Source organism: Rhodococcus sp. T2V (genome assembly GCF_029269925.1).
Taxonomy (GTDB): domain Bacteria; phylum Actinomycetota; class Actinomycetes; order Mycobacteriales; family Mycobacteriaceae; genus Rhodococcus_F; species Rhodococcus_F koreensis.
The window spans coordinates 20885-45169 of sequence record NZ_JARJBD010000016.1 but is presented as its reverse complement, the minus strand read 5'-3'; the positions used below and the strand labels follow the sequence as shown (position 1 = coordinate 45169).

Below are 24285 nucleotides of genomic sequence, written 5' to 3'. Positions count from 1 at the left end.
ACATCCGTTGTCGTTGGGAATTGATCGCAGGGTTGGCACGTTAGTTGAGTGAGTAACGCTCAACTTATAGGAGGCTGAGGAATGCCAGCATTCTTCGGGCCGGAGGGCCCAGGTCGCATCGACATCAGTCGGCTCATGAGCCGCTCCACCCAGGAGCTCATGGCTGCTGCTGCCCGTTTCGCCGCAGGTCGTGGCGACGCGGAACTCGATGCACTCCACGTTCTGCGCGTCATGACAGAACACGACCCCGTCAGCTCTCTGATGCGCCGCGCAGGCGCCGACACGTCGGCCGTCGCCGATGCCGTCGAACTGCGACTGCCTCAGGGCCGCGACACGTCAGGCTTTGCAACACCCGCACTGAGCGGCGCGCTGAAGACGGCGCTGCTCGAGGCGCACCAGCTCGCGCGCGCTCTCGGTTCCACCTACATCGATCCCGAGCACCTCTTCCTGGCGCTCGCCGCCGATCAGGACCACGCCGCCGGCCGCCTGCTCGCGTCCGAGGGCATCACCCCGGAACGCCTGCAGACTGCGGTGCAGGGCGGGTCGGTGGAGGAGTCCCCGGACTCCGAGACCCCCACGCTCGACAAGTACGGCTTCGACCTCACCGAACGCGCACGCGGCGGCGGAGTCGACCCGGTGATCGGGCGCGCCGATGAGATCGAGCAGACCATCGAGATCCTGTCGCGCCGCACCAAGAACAACCCGGTACTGGTCGGTGAGGCCGGCGTCGGTAAGACGGCGGTCGTCGAGGGCCTGGCTCAGCGGATCGTCGACGGCGACGTACCCGACCGCCTGACGGGTAAGCGCATCGTGCAACTCGACCTGTCGAGCATGGTGTCGGGCACCCGGTACCGCGGTGACTTCGAGGAACGCCTGGGCAAGGTGATCGACGAGATCTCGGCGCACTCGGACGAGCTGATCGTCTTCATCGACGAGGTCCACTCCATCGCCGGTGCCGGTGGCGGCGCCGATGGTGCGATGGACGCGGGCAACATCCTCAAGCCGAAGCTGGCCCGCGGTGAGCTGCACATCGTCGGTGCGACGACGCTCGACGAGTACCGCAAGCACATCGAGAAGGACCCGGCGCTCGAACGTCGCTTCCAGCCGGTGACGGTCGCGGAGCCGAGCATAGAAGATGCGGTGGCGATCCTGTCCGGTCTGCGTGACCGGTACGAGGAGCATCACGGTGTCCGCTACACCGACGAGGCGATCACGGCCGCCGTCGAACTGTCGGCCCGCTACATCGGCGACCGCTTCCTGCCGGACAAGGCTATCGACCTGATCGATCAGGCCGGTGCCCGGTTGCGGCTGCGGATGCCGAGCGTCGACGTCGAGGCCCTGCGGGCGAAGCTCGCCGAACTCGAACAGGCCAAGGAGCAGGCCGTCGCCGATGAGCAGTACGAGAAGGCCTCGAGCCTGCGCGACGAGGCGACGGAGGTCCAGGCGCGGATCGACGGGAAGGCCGTCGGAGTCTCCGACGTCCGCGGCTCGGCCGCGGCTCAACTGCACGCCGCGCCCGAGGTGACGGCCGAGCAGATCGCGGAGGTCGTGTCGCGGGCCACCGGGATCCCGGCCAGCCAGATGACGGAGGAGGAGAAGGAACGTCTCCGCCGGCTCGAGGACGAACTGCACCGCCGGGTCGTCGGCCAGGACGACGCCGTGAAGGCCATCGCCCGGGCCGTGCGCCGCAGCCGCACCGGCATGAACGATCCGGACCGTCCCGTGGGCAGCTTCCTGTTCCTCGGACCGACGGGTGTCGGCAAGACCGAACTGGCGAAGGCGCTGGCCGCCACGCTGTTCGGTGACGAGAACAAGATGCTGCGGCTCGATATGAGCGAGTTCGGTGAACGTCACACGGTCAGCCGGCTCGTCGGTGCTCCTCCCGGCTACGTCGGGTACGGGGAGGCGGGGCAGCTCACCGAGCAGGTTCGCCGGAACCCGTACTCGGTGATCCTGCTCGACGAGATCGAGAAGGCGCACCCCGACGTGTTCAACACGCTGCTGCAGGTGCTCGACGACGGTCGGCTCACCGACGGTCAGGGCCGGACGGTGGACTTCAAGAACACCGTGCTGATCATGACCAGTAACCTGGGGTCCGACATCATCTCCAGCAAGTCGGGTGCGCTGGGCTTCAGCACCGGTGACGCGGAGGCGTCGGAGAAGCCGCTGCGGGATCGGGTGATGGGCCGACTGCGCGAGTCGATGCGTCCCGAGTTCCTGAACCGGATCGACGAGATCGTGATCTTCCGCAAGCTCGACACCGATCAGCTGCACCGGATCACCGACCTGCTGCTGGACGACAGCCGGAAGCGACTGCAGTCCAAGGGCATCGAGATCTCGTTCAGCGACGCCGCAGTCGACTGGATCGCCGAGCACGGACACCAGCCCGAGTTCGGGGCGCGCCCGTTGCGCCGGTCGATCCAGCGGGCCGTCGATGATCGGATCGCCGATCTGCTGCTCGACGACGTCCTCGTCGAGGGTGGCAGCATCGCAGTCGGCGTGACCGGCGACGAGCTGGACCTCGTAGTCGGCTGATCCCCGACGTGAGTGGCAAAGTGTGCTCCGGCACGCTTTGCCGCTCACGTGTGTGGGTAGCCCCTTACCCGCCCTCGCCGTTCCCGATCGGCACCCGGTGACGAGGTGTGCGCCGTGCACCTGTAACCAATTCTCCTTCTGCACTTGCAGATCGATGTCCCGGATCCGCCGCGCGAGATCCCCGCACGTGTGGCGACCGTCGGTTCACCCCCACGTGAGTGCCGAAGTGTGTTCCGCCCTCCTTCGGCGCTCACGTGCTGGTGGGGGCGACTATCGTCGTGGGTATGCGAGCGGAAGACGGCGAATTGACCTCCAAACACCAGCCGTTGCTGGTGCTGAGCAAGATCACGGAGATCCTCGATGCCTTCAGCCTGTCGCGTCCGTCGATGACGCTGGGCGAGATCCACCAGGCCACGGGCCTGCCGACGTCGACGGTCCAACGGCTGGTCAGCAACCTGGTGGCGCAGGAATTCCTCGACCGGTCCGGCGACCAGATCCGGATCGGCGTGAAGATGGCGTTCTGGGCGGCGACGGCCACCAAGGGGCTCGACGTGCTGGCCGTCGTCACGCCGGTGCTGAAGGAGATCCGCGACGCCACCGGTGAGACCGCCAGCTTCTTCCGGGTCGAGCAGGGCTACCGGGTGTGCGTGGCCATCGCGGAGACCGAGCACGCGCTACGCCGGAACATGTACGTCGGAAAGATCGTCCCCTTGCCCGCCGGGTCGGCGGGCCGGGTGCTGCTCGCCTGGAACCCGGACCTCACCGAGCAGGTCCTCGCCGGCCCCATCGAACCGATGACGGAGGGCACCGTCACCGACACCGACGTGCTGCGCGAACTGATCCACCAGGCGCGCGCCGACGGGTACGCCATCACGGCGGGGGAGCGGGAGGACAGCGCGTCGGGATTGGCTGCGCCCGTGTTCGATTCGTCCGGTGATGTGCTCGGCGCACTGGCGATCAGCGGGCCGACCCTCCGCATGCCCCGCGAGCAGTGCGAGAAGTGGGTGGATCTGCTCGTCGGCAGCGCCGAGCAGGTCACCAGGACGCTGGGCGGCCGCTACCCGTCCTGAGGCCTGCTCGCTTCAGGACGGGTCGCGCGGCGTCCGTCACGACGTCCACGCCTCCGGGTTGACCGGGTGCGGCGGGATCCGATTCTCCGCCATGGCCACCGCGTTTTCGGCACACAGCCGCGCCATCTCGGACCGTACGGCGACGGTAGCGCTGCCGACGTGGGGGAGCAGCATGGTGTTCGGCAGTTCCGCCAGCCCCGGTGCGAGCGCGGGCTCGTCCTCGTAGACGTCCAGTCCGGCCCCGGCGATCTCCCCGGATTTCAGGGCGGCGACGAGGGCAGTCTCGTCGACGACGGGTCCGCGCGCGGTGTTGACGAGGATCGCCGTCGGCTTCATCGCGTGCAGCACGTCCGCGTCCACCAGGTGCCGGGTCTGCTCGTTCAGCGGAACGTGGAGCGACAGGAAGTCGCTGCTGGTGACGAGGGTGTCCCAGTCGGTGTGGGTGACGAGTCCGGCGAACTCGCCGAGTTCGGCGTCCGGCACCGGCCGGTCGCCGGGAGGCCGCGGGCAGAACAGCACCTGCATGCCGAAGGCCAGTGCCCGGCGGGCGGTGGCGCGGGCGATCCGCCCGAACCCGGCGAGCCCGAGGGTGCTCCCCGAGACGTCTTGGCCGAGAAGCAGGTTCGGTTCCCAACCAGTGAACTTCCCGGAGCGGACGAAACTGTCGGCCTCCACCGCCCGGCGCGCGGTGGCCATGATCAGCAGCATCGCGACGTCGGCGGTGGCGTCGGTGAGCACTCCCGGGGTGTTGCCGACGAGGATCTTGTTGGCGGTGGCCGCACCGATGTCGACGTTGTTGAACCCGACCGCGTAGTTGGAGATCCCGCGGATCTTCGCGGCGGCGAGGAGGTCGGCGTCGAACGTGTCGCGGAGCTGCGACACCACCACGTCGTAGTCGCCGGACACGCAGACCTCCCGCAGCCGGGCGGCGTCCGGAAGCTCTTCGGGCACGTCGACGCTGCCCGCGGCGCGCAGCAGCGTGAGGGCGGGTTCGGGGATCGGGGTGGTGACGTAGAACCGGGCGCCGCTCATCGGCCGCCGCCGATGACCCACTCGAACGCGGACGCGTTGGAGCGTGCGCCCTGCGCGGCCTTGGACCGATTGGCTTCGCCGAGCTCGGCGAGGGTTTTCTCGGACAGTTCCACCAGCGAGCCGAACGTGGCGGGGTTCAGCCAGTCCGGGCGGGTGGCGAACAGCAGGTCCTCGCTGGCGGTGTTGCCGCTGGCGCCGGGCGCGAACGGGCAGCCGCCGAGCCCGCCGAGGGCGCCGTCGACGGTCATCGCGCCTGCCGCGACCGCGGCGAGGCTGTTCGCGACCCCCAGGCCCCACGTGTCGTGGCCGTGGAAGACGATGCCGCGTTGCGGGGTCTCGAGCCGCACCCGGGAGACGAGCGAGTACACCTCGGCGGGGACGGCCTGGCCGAGGGTGTCGCAGACGACGACGTCGACGGCGCCGTGCGCGCGCGGGTCGTTGGCGATGTCGATCACCCGCTGCTCCGGGACCCGGCCCTCGAACGGGCAGGTGAACGACGTCGCGATGCACAGTTGGATGCTGCCCCCGACGTCCTGCGCGAGTTCGATCGCGGCGGGCATCGCGGCGAGGCTGTCCTCGGTGGACCTGCCGATGTTCGCCTGGTTGTGGGAATCGGACGCGGAGAAGCAGTACTGGAAATGGCGCGCGCCGGCGGCGGCGGCCTTCTCCACGTGCCGGGGCGTCGCGACCCACACCCAGCAGTGCTCCAGTTCCTCCGGGGTCAGCTCCGAGATCACCTCGACGGTGTTCGCCATCGGCGGGACGAGGTCGGGGCGGGCCATCGACCCGATCTCGAGCGCGGGCACACCGAGTTCGAGAAGCCGCCGGGCGATCTCGAGTTTCCGGGCGGTGGGCAGCATCTTGCCGGTCAGCTGCAATCCGTCGCGCAGGGTGACGTCGCGGAGCAGGGCGCGTGATTCGAAGGATTGCGTCATGAGAGGTCACCTACCGTGTCGTTGACGAGGGAGTCGATCTGTTCCGGGGTCTTGCCGAGCAGCGTCTCGAGGACCTCCCGGGTGTGCTCGCCGAGGTCCGGTCCGACGTTGCGGATGGGCAGCGACTGTCCGCCGATCACCGGGACGATGCCAGGGAACCCGACCTCCTTCGGTTCGGCCTCACCGGTGTCGACGGTGAACTGCTGGATCATGTTGCGGGCCGCGTATTGTTCGTCGCTGCAGATGTCGGCGGCGGTGTTGATCGGACCCGACGGCACCCCGGCGGTGTCGAGGATCTTCAGCGCGTCGTCACGGGAGTACTGGATCGTCCAGGCGCCGATCGCGGCGTCGAGTTCGTCGCGGCGCGCCCACCGTCCGGCGTTCGTGGACAGGTCCGGGTCGGCGCCGAGGTCGGGGCGGCCGATGGTGTCCATGTAGCGCTGGAAGATGGCGTCCCCGTTGCCGGCGATGATGATGCTGTTGCCGTCGTTGCAGGTGTAGGCGTTCGACGGGGCGATGCCCTCCATCCGGCCGCCGACGCGTTCGCGTTTGATGCCGTACGCCAGGTAGTCGGGGATCAGCGACTCCATCATCGACAGGATCGATTCGTTGAGCGCAACGTCGATGATCCGATGCGGCAGGGCCGGAGCCTGCGTCCCGGCGACCTTCGCCGCCTCGCGTTGGAACAGCGCCATCACCGCCCCGAACGCCGCGTAGAGGCCGGCGATCGAATCGCCGATCGACACCCCCACCCGCACCGGCGGCCGGTCCGGGTCGCCGACGAGTTCACGGAACCCGCCTGCTGCCTCCGCGACCGCGGCGAACCCCGGCCGCTGCGACATCGGCCCGGTCTGGCCGAACGCCGAGATCCTCGTGATCACCAGGTCCGGATTGGCCTCGTTCAACGCGTCCGGTCCGATACCCCACTTCTCCAGGGTGCCGGGCCGGAAGTTCTCCAGCAGGATGTCGCAGTGGGCGGCGAGGTCGAGGACGAGTTGGCGGCCCTCCTCGGTGCGCAGGTCCAGCACGATCGACTTCTTGTTCCGGTTGATCGTGCGGTACAGCATCGAGGTGTCGCCGGAGTACAGGCGCCAGTTGCGCAGTTCGTCGCCGGTCTTCGGGCGCTCCACCTTGATGACCTCGGCACCGAAGTCGGCGAGCATCCGGCCCGCCGTCGGTGCGGCGATGTAGTTACCCAGCTCGAGTACCCGAACGCCGTCGAGTGGCCGAATGGTGTTGTCGGAGAACATGGTGATCCTTAACTGATAGTGACGCTCAGAGAACGAGGCTCATGGGCAGGACGAGCAGTATTGCGACGACCGATGCCACCGATACTCCCACCGAACACGTCTTCAGCGTGCCTCGTGTGGTCTGACCCATCAAGGACTGCAGCAACCAGAAGGTGTTGCTCGTCACGTGGACCGCGAACAGGGAGCCGGCGCCGGCCGCGAGAGCGATGAGGACCGGGTCGAGACCGAGTGTGGGGGCGATGGGTGCGAGGACGCCCGCCGCGGTGATGGCGGAGATCGTCACCGAACCGACGGCGATGTGCAGGACGGCGGCGATCACCCACACCATCAGCAGCGGAGCCGCGTGATTGGCGGTGAAGTACTTGCCGAGGATGTCGCCGAGGCCGGCCGCGGCGATGGTCGCGGCGAGGGACCCGCCGACACCGGTGAGGATGAGGATCTGGCCGCTCTCGCTGAAACCGCTGGCGATCGCCTTCTGCACGCGATGCTGCCCGACGGTGATCCGTCCGACGAAGCTGGTGCCGATCAGTCCGATCAGCAACGCGATGAGCGGTTCCGACACGAACGAGACGACCGGATTGCTGATCTCGGCGATGTCCAGGATCGCGCCAGTCGCGATGAGCAGGAGGGAGAGGAGCAGCGGAGCGAGGAGCAGGATCAGCGGCCGGTCGTGCTCGGTGCGCTCGGTGGTGACGGTCGCGGCGCGTTGCGCCTGGGCGACACCTCCGCCTGCGTCCGGCCGAGGGGCGCTGCCACCGCTGCCGCCGTCGGTCCAGTCCTCTTCTTCGTCGTCGACGACCGTCTGATGGAAGTGCTCCTCGTCCTTCTCCGGGTTCCACCAACCGCGGGTGAACAGGAACGACATGATCGCGACCGAGATCGCGACGGTCGGGATCACCAGGATCAGCCCGAAGATCAGCATCTTGCCGAGCGGCACACCGAGCAGTCCGGCCAGGGCGAGGGCGCCGACGCCGGGAACCATGAGGACGATGCCGCACTCCAGGCCGATCGCGAGGGCGGTGGCCATGCGGGCCGTCCCGACCCGGCCGACCTTCGGTGCGAGGTTGCGGGCGAGCGGAGCCGAGATGACGAGCAGGACGTCCAGGAAGATGGACTGCAGCAACGTCGCGATCGTCAGCGACATCGCATAGGGCATTCGCTTCGGTCCGAACACCCGGAGAAGCGTTCCGACCAGGCGCTGGATGGCGCCCATTTCTTTCAGCATGGCGCCCATCAGGACGCCGAAGGCGATCAGCAGTCCCACTTCGGCCATGATGTCGCCGAAACCGGTGCTGATGACCTTCACCGTCTCGGCCGTGCCGAGTCCCGTCGTGAGTCCGAGGTATGCGGATCCGACGACCAGCGACACCACGGGGTTGAACTTGAAACGCACGATCATCAGCACGACCGCCGCGACGGCGACCGTGGTGTTGATCAGGATTCCTACGTCTGACATGTGCGCGTCCTTCGAGGAGGCGGGCAGTGACTGCTGTCACAGGTACACCCATATTATGAGCACACACTCACGATATAAGCAATGCCACCCTGTGCGCCTTTCTGGTTGTTCCCGCTACCGAAAAGGCGCACAGGGCATACTCGACGCATGGTCGCGCTGGATCCGTTTGCGGTGGGACGACCACCGGCCGCCGAGCGCAGGACGTCGGACGACTGGGACGAGATCCGGCACTGGTCCGACCGCGTGTACATGCCGTATGTCGTGCGTTCGCTCGGGGTCGGGCTGGCGCCGAGGTCGAGCATGTACTCCACGAAGATCGGCGACATCACGGTCACCCGGTTCTCCTACGGCATCCCCGTCTCGGTCGGCGACTTCTCACCCGACGCCGGAAACGCGCTCGTCCTCACGACCATCCGCGGGAACGCCCGGCACCACGTCGAGCACGACGCCACGGCGGACACACCGACCGGGGACACGTTCGTCGCCGACTGCAGCCGAGTCGACTACCTCGTCGAGTTCTCCCCGGACCACGTGCAACTCAATCTCACGATTCCGCACCGGGTGCTCGCCGACACGGCGGTGCGCTGGTGGGGATTCGATCCGGGAGACGTTCTCTGGCAACGTAAATGCGCCATCGGGGGCGGTGGGTCCGGCTGGCAGGCGCTGCTCGGATACGCGATGCGGACGACGGGGGAGTTACCGGGGCACGCCGCGGACGGGCGCATCGGGCTCAACCTGCAGGAGTTGCTTGTCGGCCATCTGCTCACCGAATGGGCGGCACGCGCCGGGGTCGACCCCGACAGGACCACCGGACCGGCGGCGCCGGGTTACGTGCGGCACGCGGTCCAGTACATCCGGGAGTGCGCCCGCGACCTGCCGACGGCCTCCGGCATCGCCGACGTGGTGGGGGTCAGCGTCCGGACCTTGTCCGGATCGTTCCGGAAATACCTGGACACCACCCCGGCCGAGTACGTGCGTGAGCAGCGGCTTCGGGGCATTAGGGAGGAACTGCTCACCGCACCTCCCGGGGAGACCGTCGCCTCGATCGCCGGCGCGTGGGGATACGTCAACCTCGGCCTGTTCGCGGCGTCCTACCGGCGGCGGTTCGGTGAGAATCCGTCGCAGACCAGGGCCTCCGGCCCCGTGAGTGGCTGACGAGTCCAGAGACTCCCTAACCACTCACGGGCGCGGAGCGCCTACCTCACCGTGACAAATGTCAAGGAGGGGGTCGGTGTGGCGCCGATCCGGGCCAGCCGCTACTGTGGCCGTCATGCAGCGCGCATATTTCTGGTTTAGCAGGCCGGCCCCGGGTGGGCCGGTCGGCGTAACCACGCGCTGACCTCCTCCACCCCAGAGCCGGATTACAGACCGGCTCGCGGGAATCTCCACAGTCTTCGAGGGCCGGCCTGAGAACAGGAACCCGAACCATGACTGTCACTCTCGACACCACGACCAGCAGTGATCGCCTGGACGCCCAGCGCACCGTCAGCATCAGCCCGCTGGTGGCGCCGTCCGTCGTGCGCCGCGAACACGCCCCCGACGACGTCGCGTCCGCGACCGTCCGCTCGGGCCGCGCCGACACGGTGAACGTGCTGAACGGCGACGACGACCGCCTGCTCGTCGTGGTCGGCCCGTGCTCCGTGCACGATCCCGTCGCCGCCATGGACTACGCCCGCCGGCTCGCCGCCAAGGCCGAGGAACTGCGCGACGACCTGCACATCGTGATGCGGGTCTACTTCGAGAAGCCGCGCACCACGCTGGGCTGGAAGGGTCTGCTCAACGACCCCCACCTGGACGGCACGTTCGACATCGACACCGGAATCCGCATGGGCCGCAAGCTGCTGCTCGACGTGTCCTCGCTCGGCCTGCCGGTCGGCTGCGAGTTCCTCGACCCGATCATGCCGCAGTACATCGCCGACCTCGTCACCTACGGCGCGATCGGTGCCCGCACCGCCGCCAGCCAGGTGCACCGGCAGCTGTGCAGCGCACTGTCGATGCCCGTCGGAATCAAGAACTCGACGGAAGGCGACGTGCAGGTGGCCGTGGACGGCACCCGCGCCGCCGCGGCGAGCCACGTGTTCCCCGGCACCGACCTCGACGGGCAGGCCGCGCTGATCCGCACGGTCGGCAACCCCGACTGCCACGTCATCCTCCGCGGCGGCAGCGACGGACCGAACTACGACGCCGAGACGGTCGCGGACACCCTCGCCCGGCTGAACAAGTCAGGTCTGCCGGAGCGGGTCGTCATCGACGCCAGCCACGGCAACAGCAGCAAGAACCACGAGAAGCAGGTCGACGTGCTGGATGACATCGCCGCCCGTCTCGAGGCAGGCGAGAAGGGGATCGTCGGTGTGATGGTGGAGAGCTTCATCGAGGCCGGACGCCAAGACCTCACCCTCGGAAAGTCGGAGGAGCTCACGTACGGCCAGTCGATCACCGACGCCTGCATCGACTGGAACACGACGGCCGCGCAACTCGACCGGTTGGCGCAGGCTGTCGCGGCCCGGCGCGGATAATCACCGCACGCCCCGCGTCCGGAACTGGACGCTGATCCGCGGTCCGAGCGGGCGGGCACTCTTCGGTACGCAATGCTCCCAGGTGCGCTGGCAGGAACCACCCATCACCAGCAGGTCACCGTGGCCGAGGGAGTACCGGATCGAGTGCCCGCCGCCGCGCGGACGCAGCAGCAGCGGACGCGCGGCGCCGAGCGAGAGGATGGCGACCATCGTGTCTTCGGTGCGGCTGCGACCGGTGTCGTCGCCGTGCCAGGCGACGCTGTCGGACCCGTCGCGGTAGAAGCACAGTCCGGACGTCGCGAATTCCTCGCCGAGTTCGGGCCGGTAATGCCGGCTCAGGGCGTCTCGCGCGGTGACCAACAGTGGGTCGGGGAGCGGCTCGTCCTCGCGGTAGAACCGGACGAGCCGAGGCACGTCCACCACCCGGTCGTACATCTGGCGCCGCTCCGCCTTCCACGGCACCGTCTCCGCGAGCGCCGTGAACAGCTCGTCGGTACCGGTCATCCAGCCCGGTCGCACGTCGACCCACGCCCCGGCCGTCAGCGTGCGGCGCTGCACCGCCGGCCCGAGCTCGCCCAGCTCCACACCGAACGACGCGTCGTCGAACAGCGAAGCCTGGAGCGCACACCGCGCATCCGCGGATGTCATGCGGCCATACTACCTCGATATTCGAACGTATGTTCCCATGTTTTCCGACGGCGTCGATTACCGCGGCACCGCAGGCTCGCGGTCGTCGCCGGTATCGACGACCGCCTTCTGCCTGCTCGGCCACCAGAAGGCGCGACCTTCGAGTGCCGACAGGCTCGGCACGAGCATCGGGGCCATGGCGAAGGCGGCGATCGCGACACCGATCGCGACGCCGAAACCGAGTTCGGCGAGGTTGGCCAGTCCGGTGAGGGTCAGGGACGCGAACGTCAGCGCCAGGATCAGCCCGGCGGCGGCGACGGTGGGGGCGTCGTTGGCGACGGCGATCCGTGCCGCGTCGCGAGGCGCATAGCCGTTGCGGAATTCCTCGCGCAGTCGCGAGGCGAGCAGGATGTTGTAGTCGGTGCCGATCGCGACGACGAACAGGTAGAGCACGATCGGAATCGAGAAGTCGATGCCGTCGTAGCCGAGGCCGTGCAGGAACAGGAGCACGACGGCGCCGAGGGTGGCGACGAACGTGAGTGCCACGCACACCAGCAGGTTGAGCGGGGCGAGGACGGCGAGCAGGAGCACGGCGAGAATCAGTGCGATCGCGACCGCGGCGACGGGGAACACCCGGCGGGTGTCCGCCGCGAGTTGCGCGCGAACATCGACGAACGTGGACGTCTGCCCTCCCACAACGACTTCCGATCCGGGGACGGCACCGTGGGCCGCATCGTGGATCGGGCCCTCGACGAGATCCAGGGACGCGTTCGAGTAGGGGTCGTCGGCGAGCACGACGTTGACGAGCGCGGCGCGACCGTCCTGGCTCGGTCGCGGCGGCGCGACGGAGGACACGCCCTGCACTTGCGTGAGGGCCGTGACGAGCGGGGTCAGCGACGCGGGATCGAGTGGTCCCGGCGCCACGACGTATACCTGGGTGGGGCTGAGCGCGCCCGCGGGGAAGGATTGGTCGAGGGTGTCGAATGCCTGCTGCGACGGCGTGTCGGAGGGCAGTTCGCCCAGTGTGTTGTACGTCGACTTGTAGCCGGACGCGAAGGACGCGAGTGCGACGAGGACGACACCGATCACGACCGCGAACACAGCGGGGCGACGGCCGATCGCGGCGCCGATCGACGCGAACGGTGTGTGCGGGCTGTCGTGCCCCGGGCCGAGCGGCCAGAACAGGTGGCGGCCCAGGATGGTGAACACGGCGGGAATGAGCGTCAACGCCGTCACCAGCATGACGGCCACCGCGACGATGAGACCGGGCGCGAGCGTGGTGAGCGACCCGAGTTTCGCCAGCAGCAGTGCGGCGAACGCGACGATGACGGTGAGCGCGGACGACGCGACGACGCGCCCGACGACATCGGTGGAGAAGACGAGCGCTTCGCGATGCGTGTCGGTGGTGGACCCCGCGGCGGCCTGTTGCCGCAGCCGTTCGCGATAGCGGAACAGCAGGAAGACGATGTAGTCGGTGCCGACGCCGAACAGGACGACCACGAGTATCGATTGCAGCGACGTGCTGACCTGGAAGTCGAACAGGTCGGCGAGCACGGCGGTGAGGCCGGTGACGACGGCGAGCACCACGCCGATCACGGCGACCGGCAGGACGGCGATGACGGGACTGCGGAAGATCAGGCCGAGCAGGGCGAGGATGACGATGACGGTGGCGATCGTGATGATCTTGTCGGCGTTGTCGTATGCGGCGGTCGTGTCGACCTGAATGGCGGCGTTACCGGTCAGCCCGCTCACCAGTCCGGTGCCGTTCAGTTGCTGCTCGGCGTCGCCGCGGATGACCGGTACGGCGGCGTTGACCTGGTCGTCGCCGGGTTGTCCGTCGAAGATCACCTGCAGCGCGGCGGCTTTCCCGTCGGCGGACAGCGACGCAGGCGACCCCTGCACGCTCACCACACCCGGGATCGCCGAATTCTGCAGCGACGTCGCGAGATTCAGCGCCGTCTGCTGGTCGGCGGGTGACAGCGGGGCGGCGTCGGCGCGGACGACCACCAGGCTGCCGGTGGCGCCCGACAGGCTGGGGAAATACTGGTTGCCGGCGGCCTGCGCCTCGGAGGATTCGAATGAACTGGGCAGGAACGTCTGCTGATTGCCGGTGGTGTAGTCGTCGAGGCTGGGTGCGAACAGAATGACGGCAACGGCCGCGACCACCCAGGCCGCGATGACCTGCCACGGGTGTGCGACGACGGTGCGCGCGATGTAGGCAAACATCATTCCCCGTTCCGGGAGATGAAGGTTCGGCCGGCGCCCGGGGCCGGGCGGTCGAACCGTTGCCAAGCCATCGTCGCATGCACGGCGTTGCGAAGGCTACGGGTTTCGCGGTATCGACAGACCGCGGCCCCGCTCCGACGTCAGGGAGCGGGGCCGCAGTACGTCGTGGTGCTCGTTACCGCAAGGGGGTGAAATCCCGGCTACCGAGGTAGTCGGGGCGCGGGGCGGGCGCCGAGAACGGATCCGTCAGGGTGTTCTCCACACTGTTGAACACGATGAAGAGGTTGGACCGCGCGAACGGCGTGATGTTGCCGTTCGAGCCGTGCATGCAGTTGGAATCGAACACGGTGGCGGAGCCTGCCGATCCGGTCATCGTGTCGATGCCGTATTCGTTGGCCATCCGGGTCAGTGTCGGCTGATCGGGCGACCCGGTGGGCGGAACGTAGCTGACCAGCGATTCCTTGTAGTAGTCCTCGGGCGTCTCGCCCGCGCACGAGACGAACGCGCGGTGCGACCCCGGCATGATCATCAACCCGCCGTTGTGCCCGTAGTTCTCGGTGAGCGCGATCGAGATGCTCGCGGCGCGCGGGGTGGGCATGCCGTCCTCGGCGTGCCAGGTCTCGAAGTCGGAGTGCCAGTAGAACGGGCCGCCGGTGAAACCGGGCTTGAAGTTGAGGCGCGACTGGTGGACGTAGACGTCCGAACCGAGGATCTGGCGGGCGATACCCACCACCTCGGGGCGCCGGATGATCTCGTCGACGACGTCGCTGAGACGGTGCACGTCGAACACGGAACGGACGGCGCCGTCGCCGTTCTCCCGCACGATGCGGCTGTCGCCGCGGAGAGTGTCGGTGTCGGCGAGGCGGGTCATCTCGTCGACCAGGTCGAACACGTCGCGCGGCGGGATGATCGCGTCGGCGCAGTGGTATCCGCGGGCGTCGTAGTCGGCAATCTGACTCGCTGTGAGCGGACCGGACCGGGCATCACCCCGTTTCGGATCGAACCAGGTGACCGGATCCTGACGGACGGTCATCGTGCACTCGTTGCGGTCCCTCGTGGGGTAGTTGTCGGCTACGGCCGTACGCATAACTCGTGTTTCACCCTTTCGGATTGGACAACGCTTTACTCTTCCGACGTTCTCACTGGTCGTCGACGAATGCAACCCGGACACAGGTCCACCGAGGCTGGACTGGACCGCGACGGCGCGTCGCCGCGGTGGGATCGTCACGAACATGATCGATTCGGTGGCGGTACTCGGGGTGGCGGCGATCGCGCTCGGCATGGTTCTCACGCCGGGACCCAACATGCTGTATCTGGTCTCGCGCAGCATCACTCAGGGCAGGGCGGCGGGCCTGGTCTCGCTGGCCGGTGTCGCTCTCGGGTTCCTGTGCTATCTCGCCGCTGCGGCACTGGGCATTTCGGCGGTATTCTCCGCCGTCCCGCAGGCGTACACCGCACTGAAGCTGGCGGGCGCGTGCTACCTGGGATGGCTGGCGTGGCAGGCGTTGCGGCCCGGTGGCAGTGCGCCGTTCGCTCCGTCACGCGTCCTGCCGCGGGATTCGTCCGCCCGGCTGTTCCTGATGGGTCTCACGACGAATCTGCTCAATCCGAAGATCGCGGTGATGTACCTGGCGCTGATCCCGCAGTTCGTGCACCCCGGCGCCGGGCCGGTCTGGTTGCAGAGCCTGCTGCTGGGCAGTGTGCAGATCGTGGTCGCGCTCACCGTGAACGCGCTGATCGTCTGCGTCGCAGGAAGTGTCGCGACATTCCTGTCGGGACGCCCGGTGTGGCTGCGGGCGCAGAAGTTCGTGATGGGAAGCGTCCTCGGCGGTCTCGCCGTCCACCTCGCGCTGGACCGGGCCCGGCCCGCGGTCGTCTGAGCCTGCCGCGGCCCGAGTGGCCTGAATCATGCACACCCGGGCATCCTTCGCGGTTACGTCGAGGCAACGACGACGAAGGGGCGGGCGATGGCCGGGACCGTGCGGGCGCAGCGATTCCACGCCGGCACGTTCCCCGCGCTGCTGCCCGAGGTGACCCAGGGGCACGAGGCACCGGGAACCATCGCGAAAGTCGGTGCCGGAGTGACCGGGAGATCCCATCCGGATCCTGGTCGAACCCTGACGGGTGACGCGGCTCACCGGGACCTGTCGGTGCCCCGCTGTACCGTCGGGCCATGGGATATGAATTTCAAGTCACAGTGGACTCGGAGAACCCGCATACCCTGGCCAAATGGTGGGCCCAGACGCTCGGCTGGGAGGTGGAGCCGAGCGATGAGGAGTTCATCCGCGGGCTCGTGCAGGCCGGCCACGCGCAGGAGTCCGACACCATCGAATTCGAGGGTGTCCTGGTCTGGAGGGAGGGCCAGGCCATCCGCGACCCGGAACACCCCGAGCGCCCGCGCGTGCTGTTCCAGCTGGTTCCCGAACGGAAGACGGTGAAGAACCGGCTCCACCTGGACATCAGGGTCGGGGACGCCCGCTACGAGGTCGCCGAGAAGCTCGAGCAGGCCGGCGCCACGGTGCTCCACCGGGGCCGTCAGGGGCCGAGCGAGTGGGTCACGATGACCGACCCGGAGGGCAACGAGTTCTGCGTCAGCTGACGCGCCGGCCACTCAGCGGTAGGAACTCGGGGTGCTGCCGGTCCAGCGCTTGAAGGCGCGACGGAACGCGCTGGGCTCGGAGAAGCCGAGCCGCGCCGACAGGTCCTCCACGGACTCGCCGCGCCGGAGCCCGGCGACGGCGGCGTCGCGGAGCACTTCCTCCCGCAGCTGGTTCAGCGACGTCCCCTCCTGCCGGAGCAGCCGGCGCAGGTGGGGGACGCTGATCGACAGCATCTCCGCGATGTCCTCGGCCGTCGAGGTGCGGCCCTTCATGCCGTGCTCGAGAACCCGGCGTACCTGCGCGGACGCCGTGCTGTCGTAGTCGCGTTCCGACATCAGCAGCGTCGGTGACTCCCGGAGATAGTCCGCGAGCGTCTCCTCGGTCTGGATGATGGGCGCCCGCATCACGGAGTTGTCGAATTCGATTGCGGGAATGTCGGAATCGAATGTCACGGGGACACCGAAGATCTGATCGTAGTTCTCGGCGAGCTGCGGCAGCGGCGCCGGATACGGAAGTTCCACCGCGAGCAACCGGACTCTCTTGCCCACGAGCCACGCTGCGAAACGATGAAGCAGGATCAGCAGGAAGTCCGTGACGACCCGCGTCACCTCGACGGAAATCTGCACTTCCTCGGTGGACCGTTCGGCCGCGGCCGGGCGGATGTCGATGGTCATCCGGGTTCCGCCGTGGACACCGGGGCCGATGTGCAGGGCGGGCAGTGACGGCAGGGCGCGCAGGATGTCGGCCATCCGCTCGAGGGCGGCGGACAGATCCGCGGTGTGGATCAGCGCGAGGCACACGAGCCGAAACGTGCCGCGGGGGACCGGGGCCGGCCCGAGGCCGAACAATTCGTCGCCCGTGATCTGCCAGACCGTCTGGGTGAACGCGGTGACCTGGGCCGGCGTCAACCGGGCCAGCGGATCCCCCAGCGACGCCGTCGTGATTCCCGCCGCCGACAGCGCGGGGGAGAGGTCCACCCCACTACGCGCCGACAGGTCGAGCGCCCGCCGCACGAAGTCGGCGGGGATGGTGCGGGCAGTCACGATCCGGGCTCCCCGAGGGTCCGTAGCCGCCGCGCGGCCTCCTCGAGCACGTGATCCTGTTTGCAGAAAGCGAACCGCACCAGCGGGTTCCACGGCCGCGGATGGTCGGTGAACACGCTGACCGGCACCGCGGCCACACCGATGCGCTCCGGCAGCGTGCGGCAGAAGTCGATGCCGTCGCGTTCGCCGATCGCGGTGATGTCGGCGCACAGGTAGTACGTGCCGCCGCCCGAATGGACCTCGAGACCGGACGCGACGAGCGCGTCGTACAGCACGTCCCGCTTGGCCTGGAGACTGTCCCGCAGTTCCTTCACCCACTGCTGCTCGTGGCTCAGCGCGTGCGCCACCGCGGGCTGGAACGGTCCGCCGCCGACGAACGACATGTACTGCTTCGCGGTGCGGACCGCGTCGATCAGTTCCGCCGGACCGCACGCCCAGCCGATCTTCCACCCGGTGACGTTGAACGTCTTGGCGGCACTCGACACCGAGACGGTCCGTTCGTACATTCCCGGCAGGGTGGCCAGGGCGGTGTGCGTGCGGCCGTCGAAGACCAGGTGCTCGTACACCTCGTCGCTCAGCACCAGCAGATCGTGCTCGCAGGCCAGCTCCGCGACGGCGGCGACCTCGTCCGGGGTGAACACGGTGCCCGTCGGATTGTGCGGGGTGTTGATCACCAGCATCCGGGTCTTCGGTGTGATCGCGGCCCGCAGCGCGTCGAGGTCGACGACGAAGTCCTGGCCGGAGCGGGCGAGCGGCACGCTGCGCCGCACCGCGCCCGCCAGCGCGACCGAGGCGGCGTAGGAGTCGTAGTACGGCTCGATCAGCACCACCTCCTCACCCGGTTCGACCAGACCCAGAATGGCGGCGCTGATGGCCTCGGTGGCGCCGACGGTGATCAGCACCTCCGAGTCGGGGTCCTGGTCGAGCCCGTACCGCGCCAGACGGTCGGCGGCGACCGCCTGCCGGAGCACGGGCATGCCGGGGCCGGGTGGGTACTGGTTGAGCCCGTCCGCGATCGCTTGCCGCGCGGTGTCGAGCATGGACGCGGGACCGTCGGTGTCGGGGAAACCCTGACCGAGGTTGATTGCGTCGTGACGCACGGCGAGCGCGGTCATCTCGGCAAAGATGGTGGACGCGAACGGCTGCAAGCGCTGGACGGTGCGGTTGCGCGGCGTTGCGGGCATTACTGCAGCGTAGTCGGTGTGACGGCGCCGGTTGCACAGGGCCGCGTCACGTTCTGCGGGGCTGTCTCGTCTTCTCAGTAGACGGCGCGCGAAGGGCGCGCGGTGACGATGGAGGACGCAATGCCCCGCATTCCCGCAGTGGCCCCCGCGGACGCGAGCCCGCTGGTGAAGGTCGCCTACAAATATGCTGCCCACAAGTTCGACGAGGTGCCCGAGCCGTTCGCCGTGCTCGCCCATCACCGCAAACTGTTCGTCGCCTCGGCGCGGCACGAGTTGGCGGTGCAGAAGGCGTCGACCGTCCTCCCGGCGAACGTGCGGGAGATCGCCGTCTTCCGCGTGGCCTGGACGATCGGCTGCTCGTGGTGCGTCGACTTCGGCACGATGCTGCAACGCCTCGACGGCCTGGACGTGGAGCGGCTGAAGCACATCGCCGACTACGCCGACTCGCCCGCGTACAGCGACGACGAACGCGCGGCCATCGCGTACGCCGACGCGATGACGGCGACGCCCACCACCGTCACCGACGAGCAGGTGGCGGACCTCGAGCGGCGGTTCGGCCGGGCCGGCGTCGTCGAACTGTCCTATCAGATCGGTATCGAGAACATGCGCGCCCGGATGTACTCGGCGCTGGGCATCACCGAACAGGGGTTCGGCACCGATTCGTGCCGGGTGCCGTGGGCCGACGACGCCGCCGTCACGACGGACGGTCCGGGAGCATGATCCCGGCGAACTTCTCCGGGTTGGCGATGTCGTACGCCGCGTAGACGAGACCGTCGCGGACGGTGAACCCACCCACTCGCGCAGGCGAGCTGCGGTGGGCATCGTCTCCGGTGAATCCGGCGGTGAAGTAGCCGAGCTGACCGTTGACCAGAACCAGCTCCATGGCGGTGAACACCTCCGGCCCGTACCGCTGGACGAGGCCGAGGAAGAAGCGGGCGAACTTGTCGGCGCCGCGGATGACGTTGACGGCGGTGCTCGTGGTGCCGTTGGCGTCGCCGATGACGAGGGCGTCCGGGTGCAGGGCGGCGACCACCGCGTCGAGGTCGCCGCCGGCGAGTGCCTCGAGCAGCCGCTGCACGGCGAGAGCATGTTCCTCGTCGGGAACCGCGGGTGTCGTTGCGGCAGCCGCCTTGCGGGCTCTCGACGCGAGCTGGCGCGCCGCGGGTGTCTCGATACCGAGAATCGCCGCCACCTCGTCGAACGGCACCCCGAATCCGTCGTGCAGCACGAACGCGACCCGTTGCGCCGGGGTGAGGGTGTCGAGCACGATCAGCGCCGCGAGGCGGTTGTCCTCGTCCCGGACGACCGCTTCCAAGGGGTCCGGCTCCGCGGACGGTGACAGCCCGGTGACGACCGGTTCCGGAAGCCATTGGCCGACATACTGTTCCCGCCGCACCGCGGCCGAACGCAACCGGTCGAGGCAGATCCGCCCGACCACCGTGGTCAGCCAGGCCCCGAGGTCGCGGATGGTCGCGGCGTTCGCGTCGTCGAGTCGCAGCCACGACTCCTGCACGGCGTCCTCGGCGTCGCTGACACTTCCGGTCAGCCGGTACGCTACCGAGAGCAGATGCCGCCGGTGGGACTCGAATTCGTCTACCAGCGTCGCGGTGGGCATGCCGATATCCTACGTGCGGTCCAGACATAAAATCCGTCGTGTGCGTAACCGTTGACCCTGGTGGTGGGTCCGGACGTATGGTGTGGCGACCACACCACGTCCAGGGAGTCTGCCATGTTCCAGTGTTTCGGCTGTCGTAGCTGACCTGGCTTTTCCGCACCCCTTTTCTTCTGCACGTCCTGCCAACCCCCTCCGGCGACCGCCGGGCCGGCCGGAGTGCGCTCGCACGGCCCGCTGCTTCGTCGTTCGCGGGCATCACACACTAGGAAGACCTTCGATGATTCGTCCCCGTTTCGCGCGGACTCTGGCGGCCGCTGCCGCCCTCCTCTCCCTTACCAGTCTCGCTGTTGCCTGCTCCAAATCCGAAACCACCACGACCGCCGACGGCAAGACCGTGCTGCGCTACGAGGGCACCACGGGCCAGGTCTCGTTCCCGGAACTCGCGGCCGACCTGGGCTACTACCAGAAGGTCGAACTGAACTGGATCGGCGACACCACCAGTGGGCCACAGAGCATTCAGAACGCCGCCACGGGCCAGACCGACTTCGGTGGGGCGTTCAACGGAGCGGTCCTGAAGCTCGCCGCGGCCGATTCTCCGATCACGTCCGTCATCGGCTACTACGGCTCCGACAAGGAGACGTTCAACGGGTACTACGTACTCGACGGAAGCCCGATCACGTCGGCACGTGACCTGATCGGCAAGAAGGTCGGCATGAACACGCTCGGCGCGCACCACGAGTTCCTGGTCCGTGAGTGGCTGGCGCGGGAAGGCCTGACCCCGGACGAGATCAAGCAGGTCGAGCTGACCGTCGTGCCGCCGGTGAACACCGAGCAGGCGCTGCGGCAGGGGCAGATCGACGTCGGCACGCTCGGAAGCGTGTTCCGCGACAAGGCCGTCGAGCGCGGCGGCATCCGTCCGCTGTTCACCGACGAATCCATCTTCGGTTCCTTCACCTACGGTTCGCTGATCTTCCGCGACGACTTCATCGCGAAGAACAAGGACGCCGTCGCCGACTTCGTGCAGGGCACGGCCCGCGCCATCCGCTGGACGCAGGTGACGCCCCGCGACGAGGTGATCGCGAAGTACAAGGAGATCATCACTGGGCGCGGTCGCAACGAGACCACCGATCTCGTCGGCTACTGGAAGTCGCCGGGTGTCGCAGGCCCCGGTGGCGTGCTCACCGACCAGGAGATCCAGACCTGGATCGACTGGCTCGTGCGCAACGGGGAACTCGAGGACGGCAAGCTCACGCCCGCCGACGTCTACACCAACGAGTACAACCCGTATGCCAACGGCACCTACCCCGCCGACAGCGGCCCCGACGGACAGGCGCTGGCCGCCAAGTGAATTCCACCCCAGGTCCTCACGAGAAGAAAGTGAAGTCGATGTCCCACTCCCGGTTCCGGCGAGGCGCCGTGCGCGCACTCGCGGCAACCGCAGCACTGTTCACGTTGGCCTCGGGAGTGGCGGGATGTGCCGGCTCGTCGGACACCGCCACCACCGAGGACGGAAAGACGGTTCTGCGATACCAGGGGTGGGCCGGAGACGTGGGATTCCACGAACTCGCCGAGGACCTGGGGTACTACGACAAGGTAAAACTCGAATGGGTCGGCGACACCACCAGCGGCCCGCAGGACATCCAGTCCGCGGCCACCGGTGACGTCGAATTCGGTTCGGCCTTCAACGGGGCCGTCGTCAAACTCAACGCCGCGGGGGCGCCGATCACGTCGGTGCTGAGTTCCTACGGCGCGGATGCCGGCGAGTTCACCGGATACTTCGTGCTGGACGGCAGCCCCATTCGCTCGGCGCGTGACCTGATCGGCAAGAAGGTCGGGATGAACACGCTCGGCGCGCACCACGAGTTCCTCGTCCGGGAGTGGCTGGCCCAGCAGGGCCTGACCCCGGACGAGATCCAGCAGGTGGAACTGATCGTCGTGCCGCCGGTGAACAACGAACAGGCGCTACGCGAAGGCCAGATCGACGTGGCCGCGATCAACGGCATCTACCGTGAAACAGCCCAGGAGCGTGGCGGAATCCGGCCGCTGTTCACGGACCGGGATCTCTTCGGCGCGTTCAGCTACGGCACGTACGTGGTGCGGGACGACTTCCTGGCGAAGAACGAGGACGCCGTCGCGGACTTCGTGCAGGGCACGGCCCGGGCCATCCGCTGGACCCAGGTGACCCCGCGCGAGGAGGTGGTCGCACGGCTGAAGAACATCATCGACAGGCGCGGCCGCAACGAGAGCGACGAGGCCATCGACTACTGGCGCAGCTCCGGAATTCCCATCGCCGGGGCCGTGATCCAGGAGAAGGAGCTGCAGACCTGGATCGACTGGCTCGTCCGGAACGGTGAGCTCGACGAGGGCAAGCTGACCGCGACCGACCTGTACACCAACGAATTCAACCCGTACGCCAACGGCACGTTCCCCGCCGAGAGCGGGCCCGACGGAGAAGTACTGGAAGGACAGAAATGAGCACCACCGCCTCGAATCCCGACCGGGTTCAGACGCCCAAGCTCCGCCTCGAGCACGTCACCAAGCAGTTCGACGTGCGCGGGTCGAAGGACAAGTTCACCGCGATCGAAGACATCGACATCGATCTCGCGGACGGCGAATTCCTCGTCCTCGTCGGGCCGAGCGGGTGCGGGAAGTCCACGCTGCTCGACCTGCTCGGCGGGCTCAGCACCCCCACGTCGGGCCGGATCCTGCTCGACGGGCAGCCGGTGACCGGGCCGGGGCTCGACCGCGGCATCGTCTTCCAGCAGTACGCGCTCCTGCCGTGGCGGACGGCCCGGCACAACATCGAGTTCGGGCTCGAGGCCAAGGGACTACCGAAGAAGGAACGGCGCGAACTCGCCGAGCACTACCTCGAACTCGTCGGCCTGAAGGGGTTCGGCGACCGCTACCCGCACGAGTTGTCGGGAGGCATGAAGCAGCGCGTCGCGATCGCCCGGAGCCTGGCGTTCGACCCCGAGGTGCTGCTGATGGACGAGCCGTTCGCCGCGCTCGACGCGCAGACCCGCGAGTCGCTGCAGGACGAACTGCTGCGCATCTGGAAGGCCACCGGCAAGACGATCCTGTTCATCACCCACGGCATCGACGAGGCCATCTACCTCGGGCAGCGGGTCGCCGTCCTGACGTCACGCCCCGGCCGGGTGAAGACGTTCGTGGACATCGACATCGACCGCAGCGGCGAGGACGTCCGATCCAACGAGCAGTTCCGGCACTACCGACACCGCATCTGGACGCTGCTGCACGGCGAAGTGGAGCGTGCACAGGTAATCGAGAAGGAGGAAGCACATGTCTAGCGCACTCGCGACACCGGAAGTTCCTGTCGCCGCCGATCCGACCCGGACCGCGGCTCCGACGCCCGCTTCCACCCCGCCCGAGCCGGGTGCCGTCCAGCGTGCCGGCGCGGCGCTGCGTCCGCTCGCGTGGCGGATCCTGAAGCCGTCCGTCGCGATCGTCGCGTTCCTGGCGCTGTGGGAGATCGCCCCCCGCCTCGGTCTCGTCGACGAGGTGTTCCTGCCCCCGTTCAGCACGGTGATCGAGGCGTTCTTCGACCTGCTTCAGAGCGGTGAGCTGTGGCAGCACGTGTCCGCCAGCCTCTCCCGCGCACTGATCGGCTTCTTCGTGGCCGTCGTGATCGCGATCCCGCTGGGCATCGCCATCGCCTGGTACCGGCCCGTGTCGGACTTCCTGAACCCGATCCTGGAACTGTTCCGCAACACGGCGGCGCTGGCACTGCTCCCCGTGTTCATCCTCATCCTCGGCATCGGCGAGGAGTCCAAGATCGCCCTGGTGATCTACGCGTGCACCTTCCCGATCCTGCTGAACACGATCTCCGGCGTCCGCACCGTCGACCCGCTGCTGATCAAGTCGGCGTCCTCGCTGGGACTCTCGCCCGTGCGCCTGTTCCAGAAGGTCGTCCTGCCCGCCGCCGTTCCCACCATCTTCACCGGAATCCGCATGGCCGCCGCGTCGTCGATCCTCGTGCTGATCGCCGCCGAGATGGTCGGGGCCAAGGCCGGGCTCGGCTACCTGATCACGGCCTCCCAGTTCAACTTCCAGATCCCCAACATGTACGCGGGCATCGTCGCCATCTCGGTTCTCGGCCTGACGATCAACGCCGTTCTCGTACTGATCGAACGCAGGCTGTCCCGCTGGCGGGTCTAGTCCTTACCGGAAAAGAAGAC

General features: G+C 68.1%; 21 protein-coding genes and 1 pseudogene. 12 read left to right on the top strand and 10 right to left on the bottom strand.

Annotated elements, in window-relative coordinates:
- The first annotated feature begins 81 nt into the window (after positions 1 to 81).
- Positions 82 to 2535: an ATP-dependent Clp protease ATP-binding subunit gene (locus P3H15_RS15860; protein ID WP_276138127.1), complete on the top strand. Its 2454-nt coding sequence runs from the start codon at positions 82 to 84 to the stop codon at positions 2533 to 2535.
- Positions 2536 to 2819: 284 nt separating this feature from the next.
- Positions 2820 to 3605 carry an IclR family transcriptional regulator gene (locus P3H15_RS15855; RefSeq protein WP_276138126.1) on the top strand — a complete coding sequence of 262 codons (786 nt, stop codon included), beginning with the start codon at positions 2820 to 2822 and terminating at the stop codon, positions 3603 to 3605.
- Between the two features lie 36 nt (positions 3606 to 3641).
- On the opposite strand, the gene P3H15_RS15850 is transcribed toward P3H15_RS15855, so the two are convergent.
- Genes P3H15_RS15850 through P3H15_RS15835 form a run of 4 tightly spaced genes read right to left on the bottom strand, consistent with a single transcriptional unit; the run spans position 3642 to position 8278 of the window.
- Positions 3642 to 4637 (bottom strand): D-glycerate dehydrogenase, encoded by a 996-nt coding sequence (locus P3H15_RS15850; RefSeq protein ID WP_276138125.1) that lies wholly within the window; start codon positions 4635 to 4637, stop codon positions 3642 to 3644.
- Positions 4634 to 5572, bottom strand: a complete 939-nt coding sequence (locus P3H15_RS15845) for a hydroxymethylglutaryl-CoA lyase (RefSeq protein ID WP_276138124.1) — start codon at positions 5570 to 5572, stop codon at positions 4634 to 4636. Before P3H15_RS15845 ends, P3H15_RS15850 begins: the two co-directional genes overlap by 4 nt.
- The gene (locus P3H15_RS15840) at positions 5569 to 6822 is read right to left on the bottom strand and encodes a CaiB/BaiF CoA-transferase family protein (protein ID WP_276138123.1); all 1254 of its coding nucleotides are present in this window, start codon (positions 6820 to 6822) and stop codon (positions 5569 to 5571) included. Before P3H15_RS15840 ends, P3H15_RS15845 begins: the two co-directional genes overlap by 4 nt.
- Positions 6823 to 6847: 25 nt before the next feature.
- A complete protein-coding gene (locus tag P3H15_RS15835) occupies positions 6848 to 8278 on the bottom strand; it encodes a GntP family permease (RefSeq protein ID WP_276138122.1) in 1431 nt (476 codons plus the stop codon).
- A 147-nt stretch (positions 8279 to 8425) separates the two neighbouring features.
- On the opposite strand from P3H15_RS15835, the gene P3H15_RS15830 reads away from it, so the two are divergent.
- Positions 8426 to 9433, top strand: a complete 1008-nt coding sequence (locus P3H15_RS15830) for a helix-turn-helix transcriptional regulator (RefSeq protein ID WP_276138121.1) — start codon at positions 8426 to 8428, stop codon at positions 9431 to 9433.
- A gap of 272 nt (positions 9434 to 9705) precedes the next feature.
- On the top strand, positions 9706 to 10794 hold the full coding sequence (locus tag P3H15_RS15825) for a 3-deoxy-7-phosphoheptulonate synthase (protein ID WP_276138120.1): 1089 nt from the start codon (positions 9706 to 9708) through the stop codon (positions 10792 to 10794).
- Here P3H15_RS15825 and P3H15_RS15820 read toward each other — a convergent pair whose 3' ends face one another.
- The 3 genes from P3H15_RS15820 to thpD all read right to left on the bottom strand — a co-directional run bounded on the left by P3H15_RS15820 (position 10795) and on the right by thpD (position 14734).
- Positions 10795 to 11442, bottom strand: coding sequence for an alpha-ketoglutarate-dependent dioxygenase AlkB (locus P3H15_RS15820; protein ID WP_276138119.1), 648 nt, complete (start codon positions 11440 to 11442; stop codon positions 10795 to 10797).
- 57 nt (positions 11443 to 11499) lie between these two features.
- Positions 11500 to 13650, bottom strand: a complete 2151-nt coding sequence (locus tag P3H15_RS15815) for an MMPL family transporter (protein ID WP_276138118.1) — start codon at positions 13648 to 13650, stop codon at positions 11500 to 11502.
- 172 nt (positions 13651 to 13822) lie between these two features.
- Entirely contained in the window at positions 13823 to 14734 is a 912-nt protein-coding gene (thpD, locus tag P3H15_RS15810; RefSeq protein WP_276138117.1) for an ectoine hydroxylase, read from the bottom strand.
- A gap of 145 nt (positions 14735 to 14879) precedes the next feature.
- Here thpD and P3H15_RS15805 point away from each other — a divergent pair, with 145 nt between their 5' ends.
- The 3 genes and pseudogenes from P3H15_RS15805 to P3H15_RS15795 all read left to right on the top strand — a co-directional run bounded on the left by P3H15_RS15805 (position 14880) and on the right by P3H15_RS15795 (position 16246).
- On the top strand, positions 14880 to 15527 hold the full coding sequence (locus P3H15_RS15805) for a LysE family translocator (RefSeq protein ID WP_276138116.1): 648 nt from the start codon (positions 14880 to 14882) through the stop codon (positions 15525 to 15527).
- An 87-nt stretch (positions 15528 to 15614) separates the two neighbouring features.
- Positions 15615 to 15743 (top strand): annotated as a pseudogene (locus tag P3H15_RS15800) (zinc-binding dehydrogenase); the annotation flags it as partial.
- Positions 15744 to 15820: 77 nt separating this feature from the next.
- On the top strand, positions 15821 to 16246 hold the full coding sequence (locus P3H15_RS15795; protein ID WP_124392660.1) for a VOC family protein: 426 nt from the start codon (positions 15821 to 15823) through the stop codon (positions 16244 to 16246).
- Between the two features lie 12 nt (positions 16247 to 16258).
- Here P3H15_RS15795 and P3H15_RS15790 read toward each other — a convergent pair whose 3' ends face one another.
- Positions 16259 to 17290: an AraC family transcriptional regulator gene (locus tag P3H15_RS15790; RefSeq protein ID WP_276138115.1), complete on the bottom strand. Its 1032-nt coding sequence runs from the start codon at positions 17288 to 17290 to the stop codon at positions 16259 to 16261.
- Positions 17287 to 18474 (bottom strand): pyridoxal phosphate-dependent aminotransferase, encoded by a 1188-nt coding sequence (locus P3H15_RS15785; RefSeq protein ID WP_276138114.1) that lies wholly within the window; start codon positions 18472 to 18474, stop codon positions 17287 to 17289. Before P3H15_RS15785 ends, P3H15_RS15790 begins: the two co-directional genes overlap by 4 nt.
- Before the next feature lie 120 nt (positions 18475 to 18594).
- Here P3H15_RS15785 and P3H15_RS15780 point away from each other — a divergent pair, with 120 nt between their 5' ends.
- Entirely contained in the window at positions 18595 to 19194 is a 600-nt protein-coding gene (locus P3H15_RS15780; protein ID WP_276138113.1) for a carboxymuconolactone decarboxylase family protein, read from the top strand.
- Here the strand turns inward: P3H15_RS15780 and P3H15_RS15775 are convergent.
- Positions 19169 to 20089, bottom strand: a complete 921-nt coding sequence (locus P3H15_RS15775; RefSeq protein WP_276138112.1) for a sigma-70 family RNA polymerase sigma factor — start codon at positions 20087 to 20089, stop codon at positions 19169 to 19171. The genes P3H15_RS15780 and P3H15_RS15775 overlap by 26 nt on opposite strands.
- 277 nt (positions 20090 to 20366) lie before the next feature.
- Between P3H15_RS15775 and P3H15_RS15770 the strand changes: the two genes are divergently transcribed.
- From P3H15_RS15770 to P3H15_RS15755, 4 genes are read left to right on the top strand one after another with little or no spacing between them, the layout of a single operon-like run.
- Positions 20367 to 21437, top strand: a complete 1071-nt coding sequence (locus P3H15_RS15770; RefSeq protein ID WP_072944870.1) for an ABC transporter substrate-binding protein — start codon at positions 20367 to 20369, stop codon at positions 21435 to 21437.
- Positions 21438 to 21475: 38 nt separating this feature from the next.
- A complete protein-coding gene (locus P3H15_RS15765) occupies positions 21476 to 22564 on the top strand; it encodes an ABC transporter substrate-binding protein (protein ID WP_276138111.1) in 1089 nt (362 codons plus the stop codon).
- Positions 22561 to 23397, top strand: coding sequence for an ABC transporter ATP-binding protein (locus P3H15_RS15760; protein WP_005244194.1), 837 nt, complete (start codon positions 22561 to 22563; stop codon positions 23395 to 23397). Before P3H15_RS15765 ends, P3H15_RS15760 begins: the two co-directional genes overlap by 4 nt.
- On the top strand, positions 23390 to 24265 hold the full coding sequence (locus tag P3H15_RS15755) for an ABC transporter permease (protein WP_276138110.1): 876 nt from the start codon (positions 23390 to 23392) through the stop codon (positions 24263 to 24265). The genes P3H15_RS15760 and P3H15_RS15755 overlap by 8 nt, the downstream gene beginning before the upstream one ends.
- The last annotated feature ends 20 nt before the right edge of the window (positions 24266 to 24285 follow it).

What these genes read in the sequence shown, in the direction of transcription:
- P3H15_RS15835 (WP_276138122.1), bottom strand. Translation starts at nt 8,278, where the DNA reads ATGTCAGACGTAGGAATCCTGATCAACACCACGGTCGCCGTCGCGGCG.
- P3H15_RS15795 (WP_124392660.1), top strand. Translation starts at nt 15,821, where the DNA reads ATGGGATATGAATTTCAAGTCACAGTGGACTCGGAGAACCCGCATACC.
- P3H15_RS15760 (WP_005244194.1), top strand. Translation starts at nt 22,561, where the DNA reads ATGAGCACCACCGCCTCGAATCCCGACCGGGTTCAGACGCCCAAGCTC.
- P3H15_RS15825 (WP_276138120.1), top strand. Translation starts at nt 9,706, where the DNA reads ATGACTGTCACTCTCGACACCACGACCAGCAGTGATCGCCTGGACGCC.
- P3H15_RS15765 (WP_276138111.1), top strand. Translation starts at nt 21,476, where the DNA reads ATGTCCCACTCCCGGTTCCGGCGAGGCGCCGTGCGCGCACTCGCGGCA.
- P3H15_RS15775 (WP_276138112.1), bottom strand. Translation starts at nt 20,089, where the DNA reads ATGCCCACCGCGACGCTGGTAGACGAATTCGAGTCCCACCGGCGGCAT.
- P3H15_RS15845 (WP_276138124.1), bottom strand. Translation starts at nt 5,572, where the DNA reads ATGACGCAATCCTTCGAATCACGCGCCCTGCTCCGCGACGTCACCCTG.
- P3H15_RS15785 (WP_276138114.1), bottom strand. Translation starts at nt 18,474, where the DNA reads ATGCCCGCAACGCCGCGCAACCGCACCGTCCAGCGCTTGCAGCCGTTC.
- thpD (WP_276138117.1), bottom strand. Translation starts at nt 14,734, where the DNA reads ATGCGTACGGCCGTAGCCGACAACTACCCCACGAGGGACCGCAACGAG.
- P3H15_RS15820 (WP_276138119.1), bottom strand. Translation starts at nt 11,442, where the DNA reads ATGACATCCGCGGATGCGCGGTGTGCGCTCCAGGCTTCGCTGTTCGAC.
- P3H15_RS15850 (WP_276138125.1), bottom strand. Translation starts at nt 4,637, where the DNA reads ATGAGCGGCGCCCGGTTCTACGTCACCACCCCGATCCCCGAACCCGCC.
- P3H15_RS15780 (WP_276138113.1), top strand. Translation starts at nt 18,595, where the DNA reads ATGCCCCGCATTCCCGCAGTGGCCCCCGCGGACGCGAGCCCGCTGGTG.
- P3H15_RS15770 (WP_072944870.1), top strand. Translation starts at nt 20,367, where the DNA reads ATGATTCGTCCCCGTTTCGCGCGGACTCTGGCGGCCGCTGCCGCCCTC.
- P3H15_RS15755 (WP_276138110.1), top strand. Translation starts at nt 23,390, where the DNA reads ATGTCTAGCGCACTCGCGACACCGGAAGTTCCTGTCGCCGCCGATCCG.
- P3H15_RS15815 (WP_276138118.1), bottom strand. Translation starts at nt 13,650, where the DNA reads ATGATGTTTGCCTACATCGCGCGCACCGTCGTCGCACACCCGTGGCAG.
- P3H15_RS15830 (WP_276138121.1), top strand. Translation starts at nt 8,426, where the DNA reads ATGGTCGCGCTGGATCCGTTTGCGGTGGGACGACCACCGGCCGCCGAG.
- P3H15_RS15840 (WP_276138123.1), bottom strand. Translation starts at nt 6,822, where the DNA reads ATGTTCTCCGACAACACCATTCGGCCACTCGACGGCGTTCGGGTACTC.
- P3H15_RS15805 (WP_276138116.1), top strand. Translation starts at nt 14,880, where the DNA reads ATGATCGATTCGGTGGCGGTACTCGGGGTGGCGGCGATCGCGCTCGGC.
- P3H15_RS15855 (WP_276138126.1), top strand. Translation starts at nt 2,820, where the DNA reads ATGCGAGCGGAAGACGGCGAATTGACCTCCAAACACCAGCCGTTGCTG.
- P3H15_RS15860 (WP_276138127.1), top strand. Translation starts at nt 82, where the DNA reads ATGCCAGCATTCTTCGGGCCGGAGGGCCCAGGTCGCATCGACATCAGT.